Here is an 18,048-nt window from a genome sequence, read left to right on the forward strand (position 1 = left end):
ATGCAATCACTAAGTAATCGGAAAAAAGTGCTGGAGCAGAAGCCCATGAATTTTTGGGAGCGGATGTATTTGCCTGCCATTGTTCGCGGACTCGGCATCACGATCAAGTATTTTTTCCAACCCAAGGCTACCTATAAGTATCCTGAAGTGCAGCGGCCCTATTCAAAAAATTTCCGTGGCCAGCATTCGTTAAAACGGGATGAAGAGGGACGCGAGCGTTGTACTGCATGCGGATTATGTGCGCTGTCATGCCCTGCGGAAGCTATTACGATGATTTCTGCCGAGCGACAAAAAGGGGAAGAACACCTCTACCGGGAAGAGAAATACGCCGCCGTATACGAAATTAATATGTTGAGGTGTATCTTTTGCGGACTTTGTGAAGAGGCTTGTCCCAAGGAAGCTATATTTCTGGATGGATCGCACGTGCCGCCCGAGCAGTTACGTAAGGACTTTATTTATGGCAAAGACAAATTGGTGGAACCCCGGTTTGAGTATAAAAAGGAGCAAGAAACTATAGCCTAATGAGTGTTTTTTATTTTGTAGCCTTTCTGTCGATTTTTTTTGCACTGATGACCATCTTCGCTAAAAGTCCAGTGCACAGCGTATTGTATCTGGTTGTTACCTTTTTTACCTTTACCATACACTACATTCTGTTAAATGCCCAGTTTCTTGCCATTGTTAACTTCATTGTGTATATGGGGGCAATCATGGTCCTTTTCCTATTTGTGCTAATGCTCCTCAATCTGAACAGAGATACCGAACCACTAAAATCGAACTTAGTGAAAGTGATGGGGGTGATTGCGGGTATGTGCTTGCTGGTTACGTTGGCCGGCTCGTTCCGCGTGCTGGAAGTGACCGGGCCGGATGCGGTGAAAAGTACCGAAATTGGACTGGTGGGTAATCTGGGGAAAGTGCTGTTCAGTGAATTTTTACTCCCCTTTGAAATTTCCTCGATTTTATTGCTAACCGCAATGGTAGGGGCTGTATTGCTGGCCAAAAATGACCCAAAAAACGCATAAATGGAGACTATCGTACAACAAATACAGGGTGTTCCACTAAATCATTATATCCTGTTTTGCAGCCTAATTTTCACGATCGGAGTCATCGGCGTACTGATCCGCCGCAACGTCATTATTATCATGATGTCTGTCGAACTGATGCTTAATTCGGTCAATCTGCTGTTGACGGCGTTTTCCGCGTACAGCGGAGATCCCGCAGGGCAGGTGTTTGTATTTTTCATTATGGCATTGGCGGCAGCCGAAGTAGCTGTTGGTTTAGCGATTATTGTCATGGTTTATCGCAATACGCGATCCGTTGATATCAACGCGTTGAATCGGTTGCGGGGATAAGGATCACGGAACTGTTGAATTAAGAGATTTGAACTACTAAAATAGCATGATAGATTTAATTTGGTTGATTCCATTGCTGCCATTGGTCGGTTTTTTGGTCAATGGACTGGGTAGGGATGTGTTGCCAAAATCCTTGGTTGGGGTGATCGGGAGCGGGGTTGTATTGATTGCTTTCCTGTTAAGCTGCGGCGTTTTTTCTACAATTTATGCGCTGAGGCAAGCGGGAGAATCCGCTGTATTTACACAACCGGTCTTTGAGTGGATCAGCGCCGGCAACCTCCGGGTTTCGCTTTCTTTTTTGGTGGATCCGTTAAGTGCCATCATGCTGCTTATTGTTACGGGTATTGGCTTCCTCATCCATGTGTATTCCATCGGATACATGCAGCACGACACAGGATTTGCCAAGTTTTTTGCCTACCTGAATCTGTTTATTTTTTTCATGCTGTTATTGGTGCTGGGATCCAATTACCTCGTGATGTTTATCGGCTGGGAGGGTGTGGGCCTCTGTTCGTACCTGTTGATCGGCTTTTGGTTTAAAAATTCGTCTTACGCCAATGCAGCTAAAAAGGCTTTCGTGATGAACCGCATCGGCGATTTGGGTTTCCTTATCGCGGTTTTTCTGATTTTTACTACGTTTGGCACCCTCGAGTTCGCGGGAATATTCCCGCAGGCTGCAAAGATGGTTATGGGCGATGCTACCTTGTTGTTGATTACCCTGCTGCTGTTCGTTGCGGCAACGGGCAAGTCAGCGCAGATTCCGTTGTTTACCTGGCTGCCGGATGCCATGGCTGGTCCTACGCCGGTGTCGGCGCTGATCCATGCGGCGACGATGGTGACCGCGGGCATTTATATGGTCGCCCGATCAAATATTCTGTTTACCTTATCACCCATTACGTTGCAGGTGGTGGCTGCCATCGGTATCTGTACCGCCTTATTGGCGGCGGCCATCGCGGTCACGCAGAATGACATCAAGAAAGTGCTGGCCTATTCTACTGTTTCGCAATTAGGCTACATGTTTTTGGGATTGGGAGTCGGCGCATTTACCGGCGCTTTTTTCCATGTGATTACCCACGCTTTTTTTAAGGCCTTGCTATTCCTTGGAGCCGGCTCGGTCATCCATGCGATGAGTGACGAGCAGGATATGCGGAGCATGGGTGGATTGAAAAAGCACTTGCCGGTAACCTATGTGACGATGCTGATTGGAACCATTGCCATAGCGGGTATACCGCCGCTTTCAGGCTTTTTCTCAAAGGATGAGATTCTGGCACACGCGTTTGCCCATAGCAAGGTGTTGTGGGTACTTGGATTTGCGGGAGCACTGTTTACGGCCTTTTACATGTTCCGGATGTTATTCCTTACATTTTTCGGGCGGTTCAGAGGTACATCCGAACAGGCAAGTCACCTCCATGAATCACCGATAACGATGACCATCCCGTTGATCGTGTTGGCCGTGTTGGCAGCTTTGGGGGGGCTTTTGAATGTACCTTCTGCTTTGGGGGGACATCATGCACTGGCTAGTTTCCTTGAGCCCGTGTTCGCGGATTCCGTTGCTAAAGCCGGTGAATTTCATCTGGAGCATACTACCGAATACATATTGATGGGTATATCTGCGGTAGCGGCCGTGATCATGGCCATCATTGCGTATCAGCAATACGTATCAAAAGCAGTAGTTCCCCTTTCAGACGATTCACCCCGTAGTGCGCTATCTCGGCTTTCTTATCGCAAATTTTACGTGGATGAATTATATGATACCTTGGTCGTGCGCCCATTGAATGCTCTTTCACTGTTTTTTTATCGTAAGGTAGATAAGGGAGGAATCGATGGAATCGTCAATGGTCTCGGCGGAGCTGCCGGCGAATCGAGCAAGGGAATTCGCTTGCTTCAGAGTGGCAATGTAGGGTTCTATATTTTTATGATGGTCATTGCAGTGGTGGCGCTCTTGGCCTATGGTATTTTTAACGGTTAATCGAGACGAAGTTATATCGCGTACATGGGCAATCTATTTATACTTTTATTACTTCCGGTTCTTGGAGCAATCGTGCTCGCTTTTGTGAAACAGGCTAAGACGGCCCAGCGGTTGGCGCTGTTGATATCATTGGTTTCATTGGGACTGACCATCCCGTTTGTCTTAAATTTCGTGCCGGACGCCAGTATGCAGTTTGAGCAGCGGTTTGCGTGGATCCCTGCATTGGGCATACACTTCCACGTCGGCATTGATGGCATTAGCCTGCCGTTGGTATTGCTGACCAATGGTTTGATCCCGTTAATTATCCTATCGGCATTCAGCCATGCATACAAAGGTGGATTCTATGCGCTCATATTGTTTATGCAGACGGGTTTGTTGCTGGTCTTTACCGCGCTCGACGCCTTTGCCTTTTACGTGGGCTGGGAGATCGCGTTGATACCGATTTACTTTATATGCGCCTTGTGGGGTGGGGAAAACCGGATTCGTGTAAACCTGAAATTCTTTATCTACACGTTTCTGGGAAGTTTATTGATGTTGGCGGCGATCATCTACCTGCACCTGCAAGTGCCATCGGGCGATTACGAACTGGCTTCATTTTATTCCCTCGCATTGGACGCTGCTACGCAACGCTGGATTTTCTGGGCATTCTTCCTTGCCTTTGCCATTAAGATGCCGATTTTCCTGTTCCATACCTGGCAGCCGGACACTTATACCGAGGCGCCAACGGCGGGAACGATGCTACTTGCGGGAATTATGCTCAAAATGGGTATATATGGGGTGATCCGCTGGTTGATTCCGATCGCTCCGCTCGGCGTTGCGGCCTACGGGCAGTTGGCCCTCATACTTTGCCTCATCGGTGTTGTCTATGCGTCTATCATCGCATTTAAGCAGCAGGATGTGAAACGATTGGTAGCGTATTCTTCGATCGCACACGTGGGACTTATCGGTGCGGGCGTTTTTGCTTGGAACGTACAAGGGGTTCAAGGGGCGATGATTCAAATGATCAATCACGGTATCAGCGTCGTGGGGTTGTTTTTTGTATTGGATATTGTTGCACGACAATTGGGAACACGTGAAATGCACGTGATGGGTGGAATTGCCAAAACGGCGCCTGCGTTGGCAATCCTATTTTTGGTAATTGTGATGGGAGCAGTGGGGTTACCGTTGACCAATGGGTTCGTCGGCGAATTTTTATTGTTGATGGGTGTGTACCAGTATGGTATCTGGTATGCCGTTTTTGGAGGGCTTACCTTGATATTGGGAGCCGTGTACATGTTGAGGATGTATCAAAAGGTGATGCTCGGTGACGTAAATCCGCAGACTGCAGGTTTTGTGGATGTCAAAGGAACTGAATGGCTGATTTTAGCGGTCATAGCGCTGCTGGTGATCGGTATCGGTATATATCCGAAGCCGTTGTTGCATATTTCCGAAGCGGCAGTTACGGAGTTGATTGGAAAAGTAAGTTTGATTAATAACTAGTAAGCATAGTCAGGTCTTCCGGTGCCTGAATCGGAGGAGTTAAGATAAAACAAAACATGAGTGCAATCATTACGCTGTCTTTATTGGCCATATTAGTGCTTTATTTGGGATTGTTCAAGGCCCGCAGCGCGTTGTTGCCGGTGTCCTTATTGGGATTGGTGAGCACCCTGGTGCTTTATGTTATCCAATGGGATGGGCAAGCCCTGCCTTTGTATAGTGGGATGGTGCTTTTTGACCATTATGCAATTGCATTTTCGGTATTATGCGTGTTAGTGACAGCCTTGGTTTTATTGCTTTCAAAAAACTATTTTGACGCGGCAAGTACTCATGTCGCGGAATACTATGCGTTGATTCTCTTTTCCTTGACCGGTGCACTGCTTGTGGTATCGTTCCACAACTTAGCGATGTTATTCATTGGGATCGAAATTATGTCGGTGGCCTTGTATATCCTAGCGGGTATCCGGAAGAAGGATTTTGCATCCAACGAGGCTGCACTGAAGTATTTTTTGATGGGTGCATTTTCTACCGGATTTCTATTGTTTGGAATTGCACTGTTATACGGGGCCAGTGGCTCTTTTGACCTAGCGGCGATCAAAGATTACGTAGTGTCCAATCCGCAGACGGTTTCGCCGTTATTTTATGGAGGTATACTGCTACTAATTGTCGGATTGGCTTTTAAGGTGGGCGCGGCACCTTTCCATTTCTGGACGCCTGATGTTTACGACGGAGCACCGATCCTCATCACCACTTTTATGAGTACGGTCGTCAAGACGGCCGCATTCGCCGGATTCCTCCGTTTGTTTTATTTCTGCTTTGTCCCCTTACACGATTTCTGGATGCCTGCATTGTTGGTCATCACAGTCGTTACGTTGTTTATCGGTAACATCACGGCACTTGCGCAGCAAAGCTTTAAACGGATGCTGGCCTATTCAAGCATTTCGCATGCGGGGTACATGCTTTTTGCCATTGTTGCGGTCGGACCGGCTTCCGGCGAAGCGGTGCTTATATATGCCGGAGCGTATTCACTGGCGTCCGTGGTTGCCTTTGGCACGCTTATTTTGGTTAAACGTGCAACGGGAAGTGATCATTTTGAGGCGTTCAACGGCCTTGCTAAGAAAAACCCTTACCTTTCGCTGGCCCTTGCGGTCGCCATGCTGTCGCTGGCTGGGATTCCACTTACAGCAGGTTTTATCGGCAAATTCATGATGTTTTCCAGCGCGTTGGCCGACTACCAGATCTTGCTGGTCGTACTGGCGGTGGTAAATGCAGCAATAGGCATCTTCTATTATTTCCGAGTGATCGTGGCTATGTATTTCAAACCACTTGACCGCGATCAGATCGTTGTCAATGGGTATTACCAGACTGTATTTGTCGTGGCGATCCTGATTACGTTATTGCTCGGCGTATACCCAACGTGGATAACCGGATTGGTGTAACGTGAACGCTAGGAAATTTGATTCCGCAACACTTTCTTGAGTTTATGATGTAAATCATTGGGTCGGAATGGTTTGCCGAGGTAGTCGTCAAATCCCAACGATTTGATATTGGCAATGATGTCATCCGAAACGGAAGCGGTTAATGCCAGTATGTAGGTACGGCATTTTAAGGGATCTTCCTGCGATCGGATATATTGGGTTGCTTCAATCCCATTCATAACAGGCATGTGCAGATCCATTAAAACCACATCATACGTTTGCTGGGTCAGTTTCTCGATGGCTTCCTGACCATTTTTTGCGATGTCGGGATCCACGTCCCATTTTGCGAATAATTTGCGCATAAAAACAACACTCATCTGGTTGTCTTCAGCAAGCAACACGCGGAGGCCATGCAGGCTTTCTTTGGTAATCAACCGACTACTTGGTGTGGAAACTGAGGTTTGCGAGGCCAAACGTTGATGGTATTTCGGATAGGTGATGTCAAAATAAAATGTAGAACCCACATTGGGCACACTATCCAATTGGATGGCGCTTCCGTGAAGATTGACTAAATGTTTTACAATGGACAAGCCCAATCCGGTTCCACCGAATTTCCGCGAAATATTTCTGGATGCCTGAATAAAGGGCTCGAATATCACAAGTTGTTGATCAGGGGTTATGCCGATACCCGTGTCTTCTACCGAAAAGCGCAAAGTAGCCCTATCAGTTTCTTCGTTTATTAGCTGACAGGACACCTTGGCGCCACCTGCTTCGGTAAACTTGATGGCATTGCTTGCCAGATTAAATACGATTTGCGTTAAACGCGTGGGGTCGCCAACCACCTCGAAGCTTGCCAATCGCGAATCGCTTCTTACTTCAAAATAGAGGTTTTTTTCCGCGGCTTTGGTCTTTAAGCTTCCGCAGGCATCTTCCAGCAGGTCTACCAAGTTGAATGGAATGGATTCCAATTCTAACTTATGTGAATCCATTTTCTGAAAATCAAGAATGTCATTGATAAGCAACAGCAGATTTTCGGCCGAAAAGCGTAAATTTTTGAGGTCTTCGTTCTGTGATTCGTCCCGATTTTCGTCGATTAGCAGATTGGTAATGCCGATCACCGAGTTTAAAGGGGTGCGTAACTCATGTGACATCGTCGATAGAAAATCCGTTTTCGCGTCAAGGAGCTTATTGAGTTGTTTATTTAAGGCCGTCTTTTCCTCGGAGGTTTTGGCTATAGCCCGTTGATAGGTGTAAAGACTGAAAATTGCCAGGATGAAATTCGTGACAATTACAAAAATAGCCATCCAGAACGGAATGTGGGGCGGCAAGAGGTCAATGATGGTGATGGATTGGTTGGAATAGACCAGAAAGATTACGGCCATGCCGATCGTTACCACCGCATATAAAAAGCCCCAATGTATGCCGAGACCAAAAAAGGACCACATAATGACAAGATAAAATTCCTGTAGCGTGGAGATATTGATTCCCTTACTAAGCAGAAATATGCTGATGGCAAGATACACCACATAAACCATTAGGCCAAAGTGGTAATAGCGCCGGATGAGGTGTGGTGCTTTCGCCGCTCTGGCGCAAAGAAGTATGGCCGCTGCAGAGACAACGACGAAGACGACAATGCGAAAGACATCGTTCGAGAAATGAGGAAAAATAACGACTATTTTTAGAATGGTTAAGGATACACTCAAGAGGTAAGTGACGGTCAAAGCCCGGGTAATGGGATCAGTGATGTGATGAAAAAAATAGCCTCTTTGTGTGATCGTTTGTCGTGAATAGTCTTCCATCGGTAGTTGTTGCTCCACAAACTAAGATAAAATTGCCTTTTTTTACAAGTGTTTATTTCCGTTTGAAGCTTCCGCTTTTGCTGGAAGAGTACTTGTAGCTGTGCGGTGTTATTGATTTTTCATAAATTCGTTTCAGCGCGCACACGGGTGCCGCTATTTTGATTTGTCGGGAAACGCTGGTATTTTCGGCACGCCGGTGGGACTTCCCTCCGCCAGCTTTTCAAGTAATACAGCGATGCCGCGGGCCAGTTGGGCGTCGGATTGTTTGTATTCGTCGTACGGGTCGTTAACAACTTCGATATCCGGGTGGACGCCCTCCCCTTCGATAATGAATGAGGAGCCATCTGCGGCAAAGTGTGCAAATTCAGGTTTGCGCAGGTCGCCGCCATCAATGAAAGGAAGAGTGCCGCTGATGCCTACCACGCCACCCCAGGTACGCTGACCAATCAGCGGACCGATGCCGTAATGGCGGAACTGCCAGGGAAACAGATCGCCGTCTGACGCTGAATACGAGTCAATGAGACAGACCTTGGGGCCTACATGAACATCGGGTTTAAGGGAGGCCGTTTTTTGGTTGCGGCGCACGGTACCCAAACCGGGCTTGCGAAGCAATCGCTCGATAATCATCGGCGACACGTTGCCACCCCCATTTCCCCGATCGTCAATAATGAGTGCTTCCTTGTCAAGTTGGGGATAAAAATACCGGGCAAATTGGTTGAGTCCGTCTGATATCATATCTGGGATATGCACATAGCCAATCCGGCCGTCGCTGGCTGCGGTTACCTTGGCAATATTTTGCTGGACCCATTCGTGGTAGTAGAGAGCTGATTCATCGGCGATTGGTTTTACCAACACTTTCCGCGCGTTGCTTGCCGTTGGCGTATCGCTGATCTCAATTTCGATCAACTGGCCGGCTTTCGCAATGAGCGCTTGGTAAAGATTGTCCACGTCTTTCATCGACGTGCCATTGATCGCAACGATGTAATCGCCGGGTTTAGCACCCACTCCCGGAGCCCGCAGCGGGGATGTGAGCGTGGTGTTCCAGCTTTGGCCCGAAAGAATGCTGTCTATCCGGTAGTAACCGCTTTTGTCGCGGCTGAAGGTAGCACCCAGTAACCCCATGGGGATACGCTCAGTAGAAGGCCGGTCTCCACTGTTCACATAAGCATGACCCACATTGAGCTCACCGATTAGCTCGCCTATGAGATAAGTTAGATCGTCCCGGTGGTTGACATAAGGCAGTAGTGGCGCATATTTGTCATGCATCGCCTGCCAGTTAACCCCATGCATGTTGGGGTCATAAAAGTAATCCCGCATCTGACGCCAGCTTTCATCATAGATTTGTTTCCATTCCGCTTTTAGATCGACCATTGCTTTCATACCGGCCATGTTTATCTTGTTGGCGGGGGCGGAAATTTTGGAGGTGCCGAGGTCTTCAATGAAAAAATCTTGGCCGCTACGGATCAAAATTTTCTTCCGGTCCGGACTGGCCGCATAGCCACTAAAATTTCCGATTTCGGTTTCCTGCTTATCTGTGAGGCTGAAAAACTTGAAACCACGATCCCCTTTGCTTCCTCCGGAATAATACAGCCCCTTGTCGGTTGCAATTAAGCCAAAGTACGACCCGGGGGATACCGGTAGACTTTCAATACGATCGGCTAACCCTTTTTCATCTACCGAGATGCTTACTTCAACCTCTGCTTTCGCATGGTCTCCGTTTTCCTTGTCGTCCTCTTCCGGAGTCGCGATCTCGACTTCGTCGCTTTCTTGGGCAAAAGGCGACTTGGTGACTGCATTAAGCCGGACCAAATAAGGGCGACTCATATCGTTGTATACATGGTTCCATTCCGTGTTGCCGTACGTAGGGTTGAAGTCGCGTTCCGAAACGAAATAAAGCAGTTTACCGTCGGGGCTGAACTCGGGCTGGCTGCTATTATACCAGGTATCGGTAACCGGGACGGTGCGCTTTGTGTCTATGTGATACAGCTTAATAATTGTAAATTCACGTGCCTTACCCGGGACCGTATAAGCAATCCACTTGCTATCCGGACCGAATGTATAGGAGCTGATCGTTCCCTCGTCACCATGCGCCATCAGTTGCAGTTCACCTGATTGAATGTTCACCAGATAGAGATTTTGATTGCGATCACCGAAAAGAATGCTTTTGCTATCGGGGCTCCACACCGGATTGAATTTATAGGAACCGCCCTTTTGAGTGAGTTGGCGGGCGGGTTCTGTGCCGTCCTGTTTCTGAATATACAATTCGTCTTCACCCGTTCGGTCGGAAATATAGCTGATCCATCGCCCATCTGGACTCCAGCCTACGTTGCGGTCGTGCGCACCACTGCTTTGCGTAAGATTACGGGTAACTCCTGTTTTCGCCGGCACGGTATAGACGTCTCCCCTGGCACCGAACACCGCCCGTTTACCGTCGGGGGATAGATCGCCGCTGTATACAAATCTGGACGCATCGACCTGTTTGGTCCGGCCGGAAGCAAAATCTTCTGCAATGATTATCGAAAGCTTTTTCGTTTGTCCATTTATTAGGTCATGATGGTAAATATAGCCGCCGTTTTCAAAGACAATCGCCCGATCTCCCAAAGCAGGAAATTTTACATCATAATCTGTGAAATTCGTAACCTTCTGCGTCTGCTTGCGCCGGGTGTCGTATACAAAAAGATTTGCGATACGGTCACGGTCGCTTACAAAGTAAATCTTATCCTCATAATACATCGGAAAAACATCTTGACCGGGATGATTGGTAACGTTCTCGGTATTGCCGGAGTTCAGATCGACCAGCCAGATATCGTCCGCCATGCCTCCGCGATAATATTTCCAGGTTCTGAATTCACGGAACACGCGATTCATCGCCAATTTGGAGCCGTCTGCATGGTAGGACGCCCATGATGCGACCGAAAAAGGTAATTCTTTGCTGAGATCTCCGTTCAGCGGGGCTAAATACAGCTTGCCTTTGAAAGCGTTGAACGAAGTGCCGCGGCTACGGTAAATGACGTGTTGGTCGTCTGGAGTCCATCCCATTACAATATTGTTGGGCCCCATGCGGTCGGCGAGGTCATCTCGGTTAAGCGTGGCTGTATAGGTTATGCGTTTCGGTTCTCCTCCCGTCGCAGGAATGACAAAGACCTCCGTATTGCCATCATATTGTCCGGTAAACGCAATGTGTTTACCGTCATGGCTGAAACGGGGAAATAGCTCATGCCCAGGATGGCTGGTTAACCGTCTTGCGACACCCCCGTTTGCCGATACCAGGTATAAGTCGCCGGCATAAGTAAATGCCACTTGTTCGCCGTGTACGGTAGGGAAACGCAATAGACGGGTCTCTTCTTGCGCGGTAGCGCTCAAAACACTGCATATTATCGCTAAGAATGTGGTTATTTTTTTCATAGGATGCACGTATCGGCTTTATCAGACCATAAATATGGATACGAAGGTAAGGGAAATAAGGGGCATAAAAAAACCGTCCCGACGTAGTCGGGACGGCCGCCCCAATGGGGTTAGGGGCTATCAACCTAAACCTACCCTTCCTTAGCGAAAACAATGCCAGAGTTGTGGTATAGGCGCTTACTTTGGGTTTTTTTTTGATTTTTTCCGGGTGTTATAATAGTTTGGGTGGTTATCGGTTGATATACAGCTGATTGTGTGTTCGCTTTGATAATCTGCTCTTCGTCAGAGTCACGGGTTTGAAATGATTTTGATGCTCAGGCTGACTTTTTAATTTCGGATGGGCTTTGAAGCTCAGTCTTGGCAAGGAAGTGTAAAAGAAAAGACGACATCATTATTTGAAGTACTTTCCAAAGCAATGGTACCATTATGGCGTTTGATGATTTCGGCGCAGATGTAAAGCCCTAATCCCATACCCGAATGATTGGGGCGGTCGGTGTTGCTGGCCCGGAAATAACGATCAAATACTTTTCCAACATATTTTTGATAAATGCCTATGCCGATGTTACGTACCGTAACTTTTACATTATTTGGTTTATCTAACGCGGTGCTGACCACGATGGTTCCGTCTGCCTCAGTGTATTTAATTGCATTGAAAATAACATTGACCAGCACCTGTGCAATCCGTTTGCGGTCCGCCCGAACCGGTGACAAACTTTCCAGTTTTAAGTCCAGTTTACGGTCGGGAGTAATGGGTTGCAGCTGCGATATGCATTCAACAATTAATTCATTGAGATCAAACCAGTTTTTGAAAAGAATCAGTTTTCCGTGAGATAAGTTTGTGGTTTCCAGCAGATTGTTAACCAGATTGGCCAGCCTGTTTACCTGCTTGTCGAGCTTATTGACCAACCTGCGCAGATTTTCACCGGATGTTGAATCCTGCAGTTGCCGTTTCAAAAGGTCCGTATATCCTTTTATCCCCGTGAGCGGTGTACGCAGTTCGTGGCTGGCCACGTTGATAAAATCGTCTTTCCACTGATTAGCGGTTTTTCGCCCGTCTATATCCTTGAATAAAACAGCAACCTGCCGCTGTTCCGGATCGCCCGTACGGAATGCATAAACCTCATACCAATGGTTAAGTTGCTTTGCATGGTTCTCAAAGCGGACGGGTTCGCCCGTAATGGCTACTTTCCCGAAGACCTCAAACCAATGTTCTTCATGCATAGGCGCAATTTCACGCATGAATCGGCCGGTTGGGTTGGTAATGCCGGTTTGTTGTTCAAACGCTGCGTTTACTTCCAGAAAGCAGTAATCGATGGGGCGCTCATTCTGATCAAAATGCATTTCGATAATGCAGAAGCCCTCATCGATGGAATTAAACAGCGCTTTGTATTTTTCTTCGGTTCTTATCAATGCCTTCTCGATGGGGTGGGGGACGACCGGGTGGACGTCACAGGCGGTTATTTCGTTTGGGAAAAACGGGGGAGCGTATGGAAAGGATTGCGGGTGCAATTGTGTGGACGTGTTATTGGTGTACAATTGTTTCATAGACGAGCGCATATACTCAAAACGATTTTCACAAAAAACACTGCAACCCCTAATTTTGTTTGGCTTTGTGAATAAGTCGTTAACCTACTGGCGGTGCGGTGTTGAAAATCAACAAATAACGGCGTTATTTGCCTTATTCGTTCCTCAGCGACTCAACGGGGTTTGCGATCGCCGCTTTAATTGCGCGCCAACTTACGGTGAGTATTGCAATGGTAATGGCCGTAATTCCTGCCAGACCAAATACCCACCATTGGATGTTAACGCGATAGGCAAAATCTTCCAGCCACTTATTCATGACCCACCAGGCAATGGGGCAGGCAATAAGCAAAGCGATCGCGATGAGCTTGACGAAGTCGATAACCAACAAACGGACAATACCTGCAGCTGTTGCGCCCAATACCTTGCGAATACCGATCTCCTTCGTGCGTTGGTAAGCGGTAAAAGTAGCCAACCCGAATAGCCCGAGGCAGGCTACAAAGATGGTTAATCCAGCAAAGATACCCAAGATGGCCCCTGTTTTCCTTTCCGCATGGTACGTATTATTGATGCGCTCATTCAGAAACGAGAAGGAAAAAGGCAAATCGTGGGGCAGCGCATTGTATTTGGCTTCTATGGCAGACAGCAATGCGGACGGGCTACCCGGCTTGGTCTTGATGATTAGGTTGCCGAAATTTTTATTCATAACCATTACCAAGGGGCTGATGGATTCGCGCAATGACTTGAAATGGAAATCTTTCACCACGCCGATCACTTGCAGGTGCTTGTTATCCCCATTGACCAAGGTTTTTCCCAATGCGTCGTGAGTCCATCCAAATGCTGCTGCCGCGGTTTGGTTGATGATTGCATTCAGGGAATCCGTGCCATAATCCATCGAAAAATTACGGCCAGCCACTATTTCAATACCTAAGGTAGGAATGTAATGTTCGTCCACGTCATAACGAAGTGTTTTTACCCAATGGGAAGGATGGTCTAACGGGTGAACAAAAAAGTTGTTTTGATAGGTGGCGCCTGCTGGCACATACGGGGAATTTGTCACGTGAAGCACACGTGTATCCTGTAGTAGCTGCTGTCGGAAAACTTCCTCGTTTTTTCCCAATGGCCATGTTTGGAGCACAACGACCTGTTCTTTGTCGTAACCAAGTTTTTTATGTTGAATATAATCAAGCTGTTTATACACGACGGTCGTACAGATGATCAGACAAATGGAAATCAGGAACTGAAAGACAACCAATCCGCTTCGCAATCCCGTGTTTTTGTTGTCAGGTGTTAACTTTCCTTTCAATACCGCTACCGGTTTGAAAGCAGACAGGAAAAACGCCGGGTAGCTCCCCGCCAATATGCCAACCATCAATCCGACAGCCAGCAAGGAAGGGATGACCCACCAATGCGCCAATATATCAAGTGTCAGCGATTTATCGGATAGTTGGTTGAAAAGGGGCAGCGCCACATAGGACAAGCCCAAGGCCAAAAACAGGGCAATGAAACTTAGCAAAAAAGATTCAATAAGGAATTGGAAAGTAAGGCTTTGTCGTCGCGAACCGAGTACCTTGCGTACACCCACCTCCTTTGCGCGTCTGGAAGCACCTGCGGTGGTCAAATTCATGAAATTAATGCTCGCGATGAGGAGTGTAAATAACCCGATAGCACTGAATATATATACATAGCGTATATCACCCGGAGCGCTCAAGTCGTTGGCGAAATCCGAATGCAGGTGGATATCGGTGAGGCGTTGCAGGTGCAAGCCGACCGTGTTGCCCGCATTGCGATGCTCGGTATAACTCATGCCAAAGGCTGATGGAAACTGCGGACCGGCATACTTTTCAAATAACGCGGGCAATTTGGCTTCTACCGCCTTAAAGTCGGCACCGCTCCGAAGTACGGCATAGGTATAGAAGCCTGATTCCATCCATGAATGGGATGTAGAATTCGGGTGACTGCCCATCGAAGCAAATACATCAAAATGGATGTGTGAATGAGGGGGTAAGTTTTTTACTACGCCCGTCACCTTTAGCGGCGTGCTGTCTCCCTTTATGGAGAACTCTTTGCCGACTACGTCGGTAGTGCCGAAATATTTGCGGGCGGTGTTTTCGGTAAGAACCGCAGTGTATGGTGCGATTAAGGAGGTTTCAGTGCTGCCCTGAAGCAGGCGAAAACTAAAAACCTGAAAGAAGTTGGAATCTACAAAGGCCAGTTCCTCGTCGTTGAAGGACTGGTTATTGACGAGGAAGAAAGGTCTCCCGCCCTGCGCGAGGCGTGTAGTTTCTTCTACCTCGGGAAATTCAGCCTGCATTGCCTGCGCGGTGGGAGGCATCACATTGGCCTCTTTGATTTCGCCACCCGGTACGCTGCCGGTGAATACTACGCGCACGATGCGATCGGCTTTTTCGTGGAAACGGTCATAGTTCCATTCATCGAATACAAACAACCCGATCAGGAGGCAGGTCGCTATGCCCGTAGCCAAACCTACTACGTTGATCGCCGCAAACATTCGTTGCCGGAACAGATTGCGCAACGCGGTTTTTAGGGAGTTTTGAAACATGGTAGTCTTTTTTCTTTATCGGTGTTGTCGCTATCGGTCAACCGGCGGCTGACTAATTATTTTTTATTATTCATCGCGGAGCGACTCGACCGGATTGATCGTCGCTGCTCGTATCGCTTGCCAGCTCACGGTTGCTACCGCGATGACCACCGCCAGTGCTCCCGAAAACGCAAACATCCACCACTCCAATGTTATTTGATACGCGAAATCATCCAGCCATTTGCTCATGGCCCACCAAGCAATTGGGACGGCAATCGGTATGGCGATTAACACGAGGGTAATAAATTCCCTAGACAACATCCGTACAATGCTTGGTACGGATGCCCCCAATACTTTACGGATGCCAATTTCTTTCACCCGTTGCGCGGTGTTCGCCATAACCAAGCCGAACAGTCCCATACAGCCAATTAATATCGAAAGAAGGGTAAACATGCCGAAGGTAAGACCGGTTTGCCTATCTGTCCGATACAAGGCCTCCAATTCGTCATCCATGAAGGAGGCCTGATAAGGTACAGTCGTTGTGAATGTAGCCCAGCGATTCTCTATACGTTGCAAGGTCTCCCTATATGCACCACTGTCCAGACGCAATGAAATAAACAGTTGCCTTGGATAAAATGATTTAGATGAGAAATGAAACAGCGCAAAGGGCATGATCGCAGTGTGGAGCGACTCGCTGTGGAAGTCTTTGACTACCCCAACGACCGTAAACCGCTGATTGTCATTTCCCGGATACTGGAGGTGATTGCCCACCGCAGTCTCGGGAGTCCAACCAATCTGTCGCACGGCGGTTTCATTCAGGATGACAGACGTAGAATCATTGAAGTCGGCAGAAAACGCACGGCCGTAGCAGATATTCATCCCTAGTGTGGCTACAAACTGCTCGTCAACCATAAAGGAATTCAATACGATGTCTTTCACCACGTCGGGTGCACGTTCCGTGGGTTCTGGAACATAAAAATCGCCGAACGAATTTTTTGATGGTACGCCCGTAGAAAGGCTAGCGGCTTGTATCCCAGTGGTCGACCGCAATTCTTCCGTTAGCGTTTGGCTTGAGGTAGAAACTTTTTCTACTTGACTCAATAACAACACATGCTCTCTGTCGAATCCAAGGTCTATTTCGTTGGCATAGCGAACCTGGAAGTAAATAACAATGGATGCAATGATAAGTGTAGTCGAGATCGTAAACTGAAATATGACCAATCCATTCCGAACGAATCGCCCGCCGAAAACGCTGGTTGGCTGGGAACCGCCCTTGAAGATGGTCACAGGTTTAAAGCGGGTGAGGTAAACCGCGGGGTATAAACCGGAGAGCAATACGGTGACGGCAAGCAACACCAGCAAGGCCAGCCCATGCTGCAGGGAGAAGATATCCGCAAGGTTGAAGGATTTGCCCGTCAGCCGGTTAAATAGCGGGAGCAAGCTGCAGACCCATATAAGCGCAATGGACGCAGCCAATAGGCTAGACAACGCCGACTCGATGGCGAACCGGGCGATAAGCGAGGGGCGAGTCGACCCAAGCACTTTCCGTACGCCTACTTCCTTGCTTCGGCGGAGCGCCTGTGCGGTAGTAAGATTCATAGCGTTTATGCATGCCAAGATCAGTATCAGCAAAGCCGTGGCGTAGAATACGCGTACCGTGGTTGGGTTTCCATGCGCGATGTGGCTACTGTAGATTCCGGTAGAGCCGAGATGCACATCCGTTAAGGGCTGAAGCAACAGGTTCCATCGACCTCCGTTTTTAATGAATTCATCAAAGGGCTTGCCGATGCGCTCGAAGGCCGCCGTCGCAAGTTGTCTCACCATGGCCGGGAATTTCCGCTCCATTTGAGCAATGGTCTCCGGATTAGCGGCGGCATTATTCAGCTTGACAAACGTATTCATCTGTAACCACACCCAACTCCATGAAAACCGGTTTACGGGGGGGACAGCGCGATTGGGAATTAGGAGGTCAAATTGCAGGGACGAGTTATCAGGGAGGTCCGCTAATACGGCCGTCACAACAAATGGCTCGTTCCATTCATCAAATTGCAAGTGTTTTCCTACCGCGGATTCCCTGCCGAAATATTTTCTCGCCGTTTGTGCGGTGAGTACGACCGAGTACGGATGTTGAAGGCTTGTAGCTGCGTCGCCTGCTAACAGCCGGTATTGGAAAAAGTCCAGGAAATTCGAATCTACGGAGAATAGGCGTTTTTCCGTAAACACCTTTTTCTCTGAATCGTTTCCAACAGTAATGTTTTCGGTGCCACATAGATAGATCCGTGTATAATCGATTATCTCCGGAAAATTATCCGTGAGAGCCTTACCAACGGGGGGTGGCGTGTTGCCTGCCAGGAATTCTTCGGGTCCCATCTTGCCGTCTATATTTACCCGGTATATACGGTCAACCCCGGGCAGAAAGCGGTCAAAGGTCTGCTCATCATGGATATATAGGCCGATATAAATCACGCAAGTCAAAGCGACGGAAAGTCCGGCGATATAGATGAAGCTATTCAGCCGGTGGCGGAAGAGATTTCGCCAAGCAGATTTGAGGTAGTGCTCGATCATCTTACCT

General features: G+C 48.0%; 11 protein-coding genes. 6 read left to right on the forward strand and 5 right to left on the reverse strand.

What is annotated here, in order from left to right; translation table 11 throughout:
* Genes ACFQRK_RS10340 through ACFQRK_RS10365 form a run of 6 tightly spaced genes read left to right on the forward strand, consistent with a single transcriptional unit; the run spans window position 1 to window position 6,230 of the window.
* The gene (locus ACFQRK_RS10340) at window positions 1-522 is read left to right on the forward strand and encodes a NuoI/complex I 23 kDa subunit family protein (protein WP_379006244.1); all 522 of its coding nucleotides are present in this window, start codon (window positions 1-3) and stop codon (window positions 520-522) included.
* Window positions 522-1,019: an NADH-quinone oxidoreductase subunit J gene (locus ACFQRK_RS10345; RefSeq protein ID WP_379006246.1), complete on the forward strand. Its 498-nt coding sequence runs from the start codon at window positions 522-524 to the stop codon at window positions 1,017-1,019. Before ACFQRK_RS10340 ends, ACFQRK_RS10345 begins: the two co-directional genes overlap by 1 nt.
* Window positions 1,020-1,349 carry an NADH-quinone oxidoreductase subunit NuoK gene (gene nuoK, locus ACFQRK_RS10350; protein ID WP_379006249.1) on the forward strand — a complete coding sequence of 110 codons (330 nt, stop codon included), beginning with the start codon at window positions 1,020-1,022 and terminating at the stop codon, window positions 1,347-1,349.
* A 46-nt stretch (window positions 1,350-1,395) separates the two neighbouring features.
* A complete protein-coding gene (nuoL, locus tag ACFQRK_RS10355) occupies window positions 1,396-3,315 on the forward strand; it encodes an NADH-quinone oxidoreductase subunit L (RefSeq protein WP_379006250.1) in 1,920 nt (639 codons plus the stop codon).
* A 24-nt stretch (window positions 3,316-3,339) separates the two neighbouring features.
* Window positions 3,340-4,794 (forward strand): NuoM family protein, encoded by a 1,455-nt coding sequence (locus tag ACFQRK_RS10360; RefSeq protein ID WP_379006252.1) that lies wholly within the window; start codon window positions 3,340-3,342, stop codon window positions 4,792-4,794.
* A gap of 56 nt (window positions 4,795-4,850) precedes the next feature.
* The gene (locus ACFQRK_RS10365; RefSeq protein WP_379006254.1) at window positions 4,851-6,230 is read left to right on the forward strand and encodes an NADH-quinone oxidoreductase subunit N; all 1,380 of its coding nucleotides are present in this window, start codon (window positions 4,851-4,853) and stop codon (window positions 6,228-6,230) included.
* Between the two features lie 8 nt (window positions 6,231-6,238).
* On the opposite strand, the gene ACFQRK_RS10370 is transcribed toward ACFQRK_RS10365, so the two are convergent.
* The 5 genes from ACFQRK_RS10370 to ACFQRK_RS10390 all read right to left on the reverse strand — a co-directional run bounded on the left by ACFQRK_RS10370 (window position 6,239) and on the right by ACFQRK_RS10390 (window position 18,041).
* Entirely contained in the window at window positions 6,239-8,026 is a 1,788-nt protein-coding gene (locus ACFQRK_RS10370) for a hybrid sensor histidine kinase/response regulator (RefSeq protein WP_379006255.1), read from the reverse strand.
* A gap of 135 nt (window positions 8,027-8,161) precedes the next feature.
* The gene (locus ACFQRK_RS10375; RefSeq protein WP_379006256.1) at window positions 8,162-11,413 is read right to left on the reverse strand and encodes a S41 family peptidase; all 3,252 of its coding nucleotides are present in this window, start codon (window positions 11,411-11,413) and stop codon (window positions 8,162-8,164) included.
* Window positions 11,414-11,764: 351 nt separating this feature from the next.
* Complete coding sequence (locus ACFQRK_RS10380) at window positions 11,765-12,958, reverse strand: ATP-binding protein (protein ID WP_379006258.1); 1,194 nt, start codon at window positions 12,956-12,958, stop codon at window positions 11,765-11,767.
* Between the two features lie 133 nt (window positions 12,959-13,091).
* The gene (locus ACFQRK_RS10385; protein ID WP_379006261.1) at window positions 13,092-15,497 is read right to left on the reverse strand and encodes an ABC transporter permease; all 2,406 of its coding nucleotides are present in this window, start codon (window positions 15,495-15,497) and stop codon (window positions 13,092-13,094) included.
* 66 nt (window positions 15,498-15,563) lie between these two features.
* Window positions 15,564-18,041, reverse strand: a complete 2,478-nt coding sequence (locus ACFQRK_RS10390; protein WP_379006262.1) for an ABC transporter permease — start codon at window positions 18,039-18,041, stop codon at window positions 15,564-15,566.
* Window positions 18,042-18,048: the final 7 nt, after the last annotated feature.

This window comes from Parapedobacter sp. GCM10030251 (assembly GCF_042666505.1).
In the GTDB taxonomy this organism is placed as follows: Bacteria; Bacteroidota; Bacteroidia; order Sphingobacteriales; family Sphingobacteriaceae; genus Parapedobacter.

What these genes read in the sequence shown, in the direction of transcription:
- ACFQRK_RS10340 (WP_379006244.1), top strand. Translation starts at nt 1, where the DNA reads ATGCAATCACTAAGTAATCGGAAAAAAGTGCTGGAGCAGAAGCCCATG.
- ACFQRK_RS10345 (WP_379006246.1), top strand. Translation starts at nt 522, where the DNA reads ATGAGTGTTTTTTATTTTGTAGCCTTTCTGTCGATTTTTTTTGCACTG.
- nuoK (WP_379006249.1), top strand. Translation starts at nt 1,020, where the DNA reads ATGGAGACTATCGTACAACAAATACAGGGTGTTCCACTAAATCATTAT.
- nuoL (WP_379006250.1), top strand. Translation starts at nt 1,396, where the DNA reads ATGATAGATTTAATTTGGTTGATTCCATTGCTGCCATTGGTCGGTTTT.
- ACFQRK_RS10360 (WP_379006252.1), top strand. Translation starts at nt 3,340, where the DNA reads ATGGGCAATCTATTTATACTTTTATTACTTCCGGTTCTTGGAGCAATC.
- ACFQRK_RS10365 (WP_379006254.1), top strand. Translation starts at nt 4,851, where the DNA reads ATGAGTGCAATCATTACGCTGTCTTTATTGGCCATATTAGTGCTTTAT.
- ACFQRK_RS10375 (WP_379006256.1), bottom strand. Translation starts at nt 11,413, where the DNA reads ATGAAAAAAATAACCACATTCTTAGCGATAATATGCAGTGTTTTGAGC.
- ACFQRK_RS10380 (WP_379006258.1), bottom strand. Translation starts at nt 12,958, where the DNA reads ATGAAACAATTGTACACCAATAACACGTCCACACAATTGCACCCGCAA.
- ACFQRK_RS10385 (WP_379006261.1), bottom strand. Translation starts at nt 15,497, where the DNA reads ATGTTTCAAAACTCCCTAAAAACCGCGTTGCGCAATCTGTTCCGGCAA.
- ACFQRK_RS10390 (WP_379006262.1), bottom strand. Translation starts at nt 18,041, where the DNA reads ATGATCGAGCACTACCTCAAATCTGCTTGGCGAAATCTCTTCCGCCAC.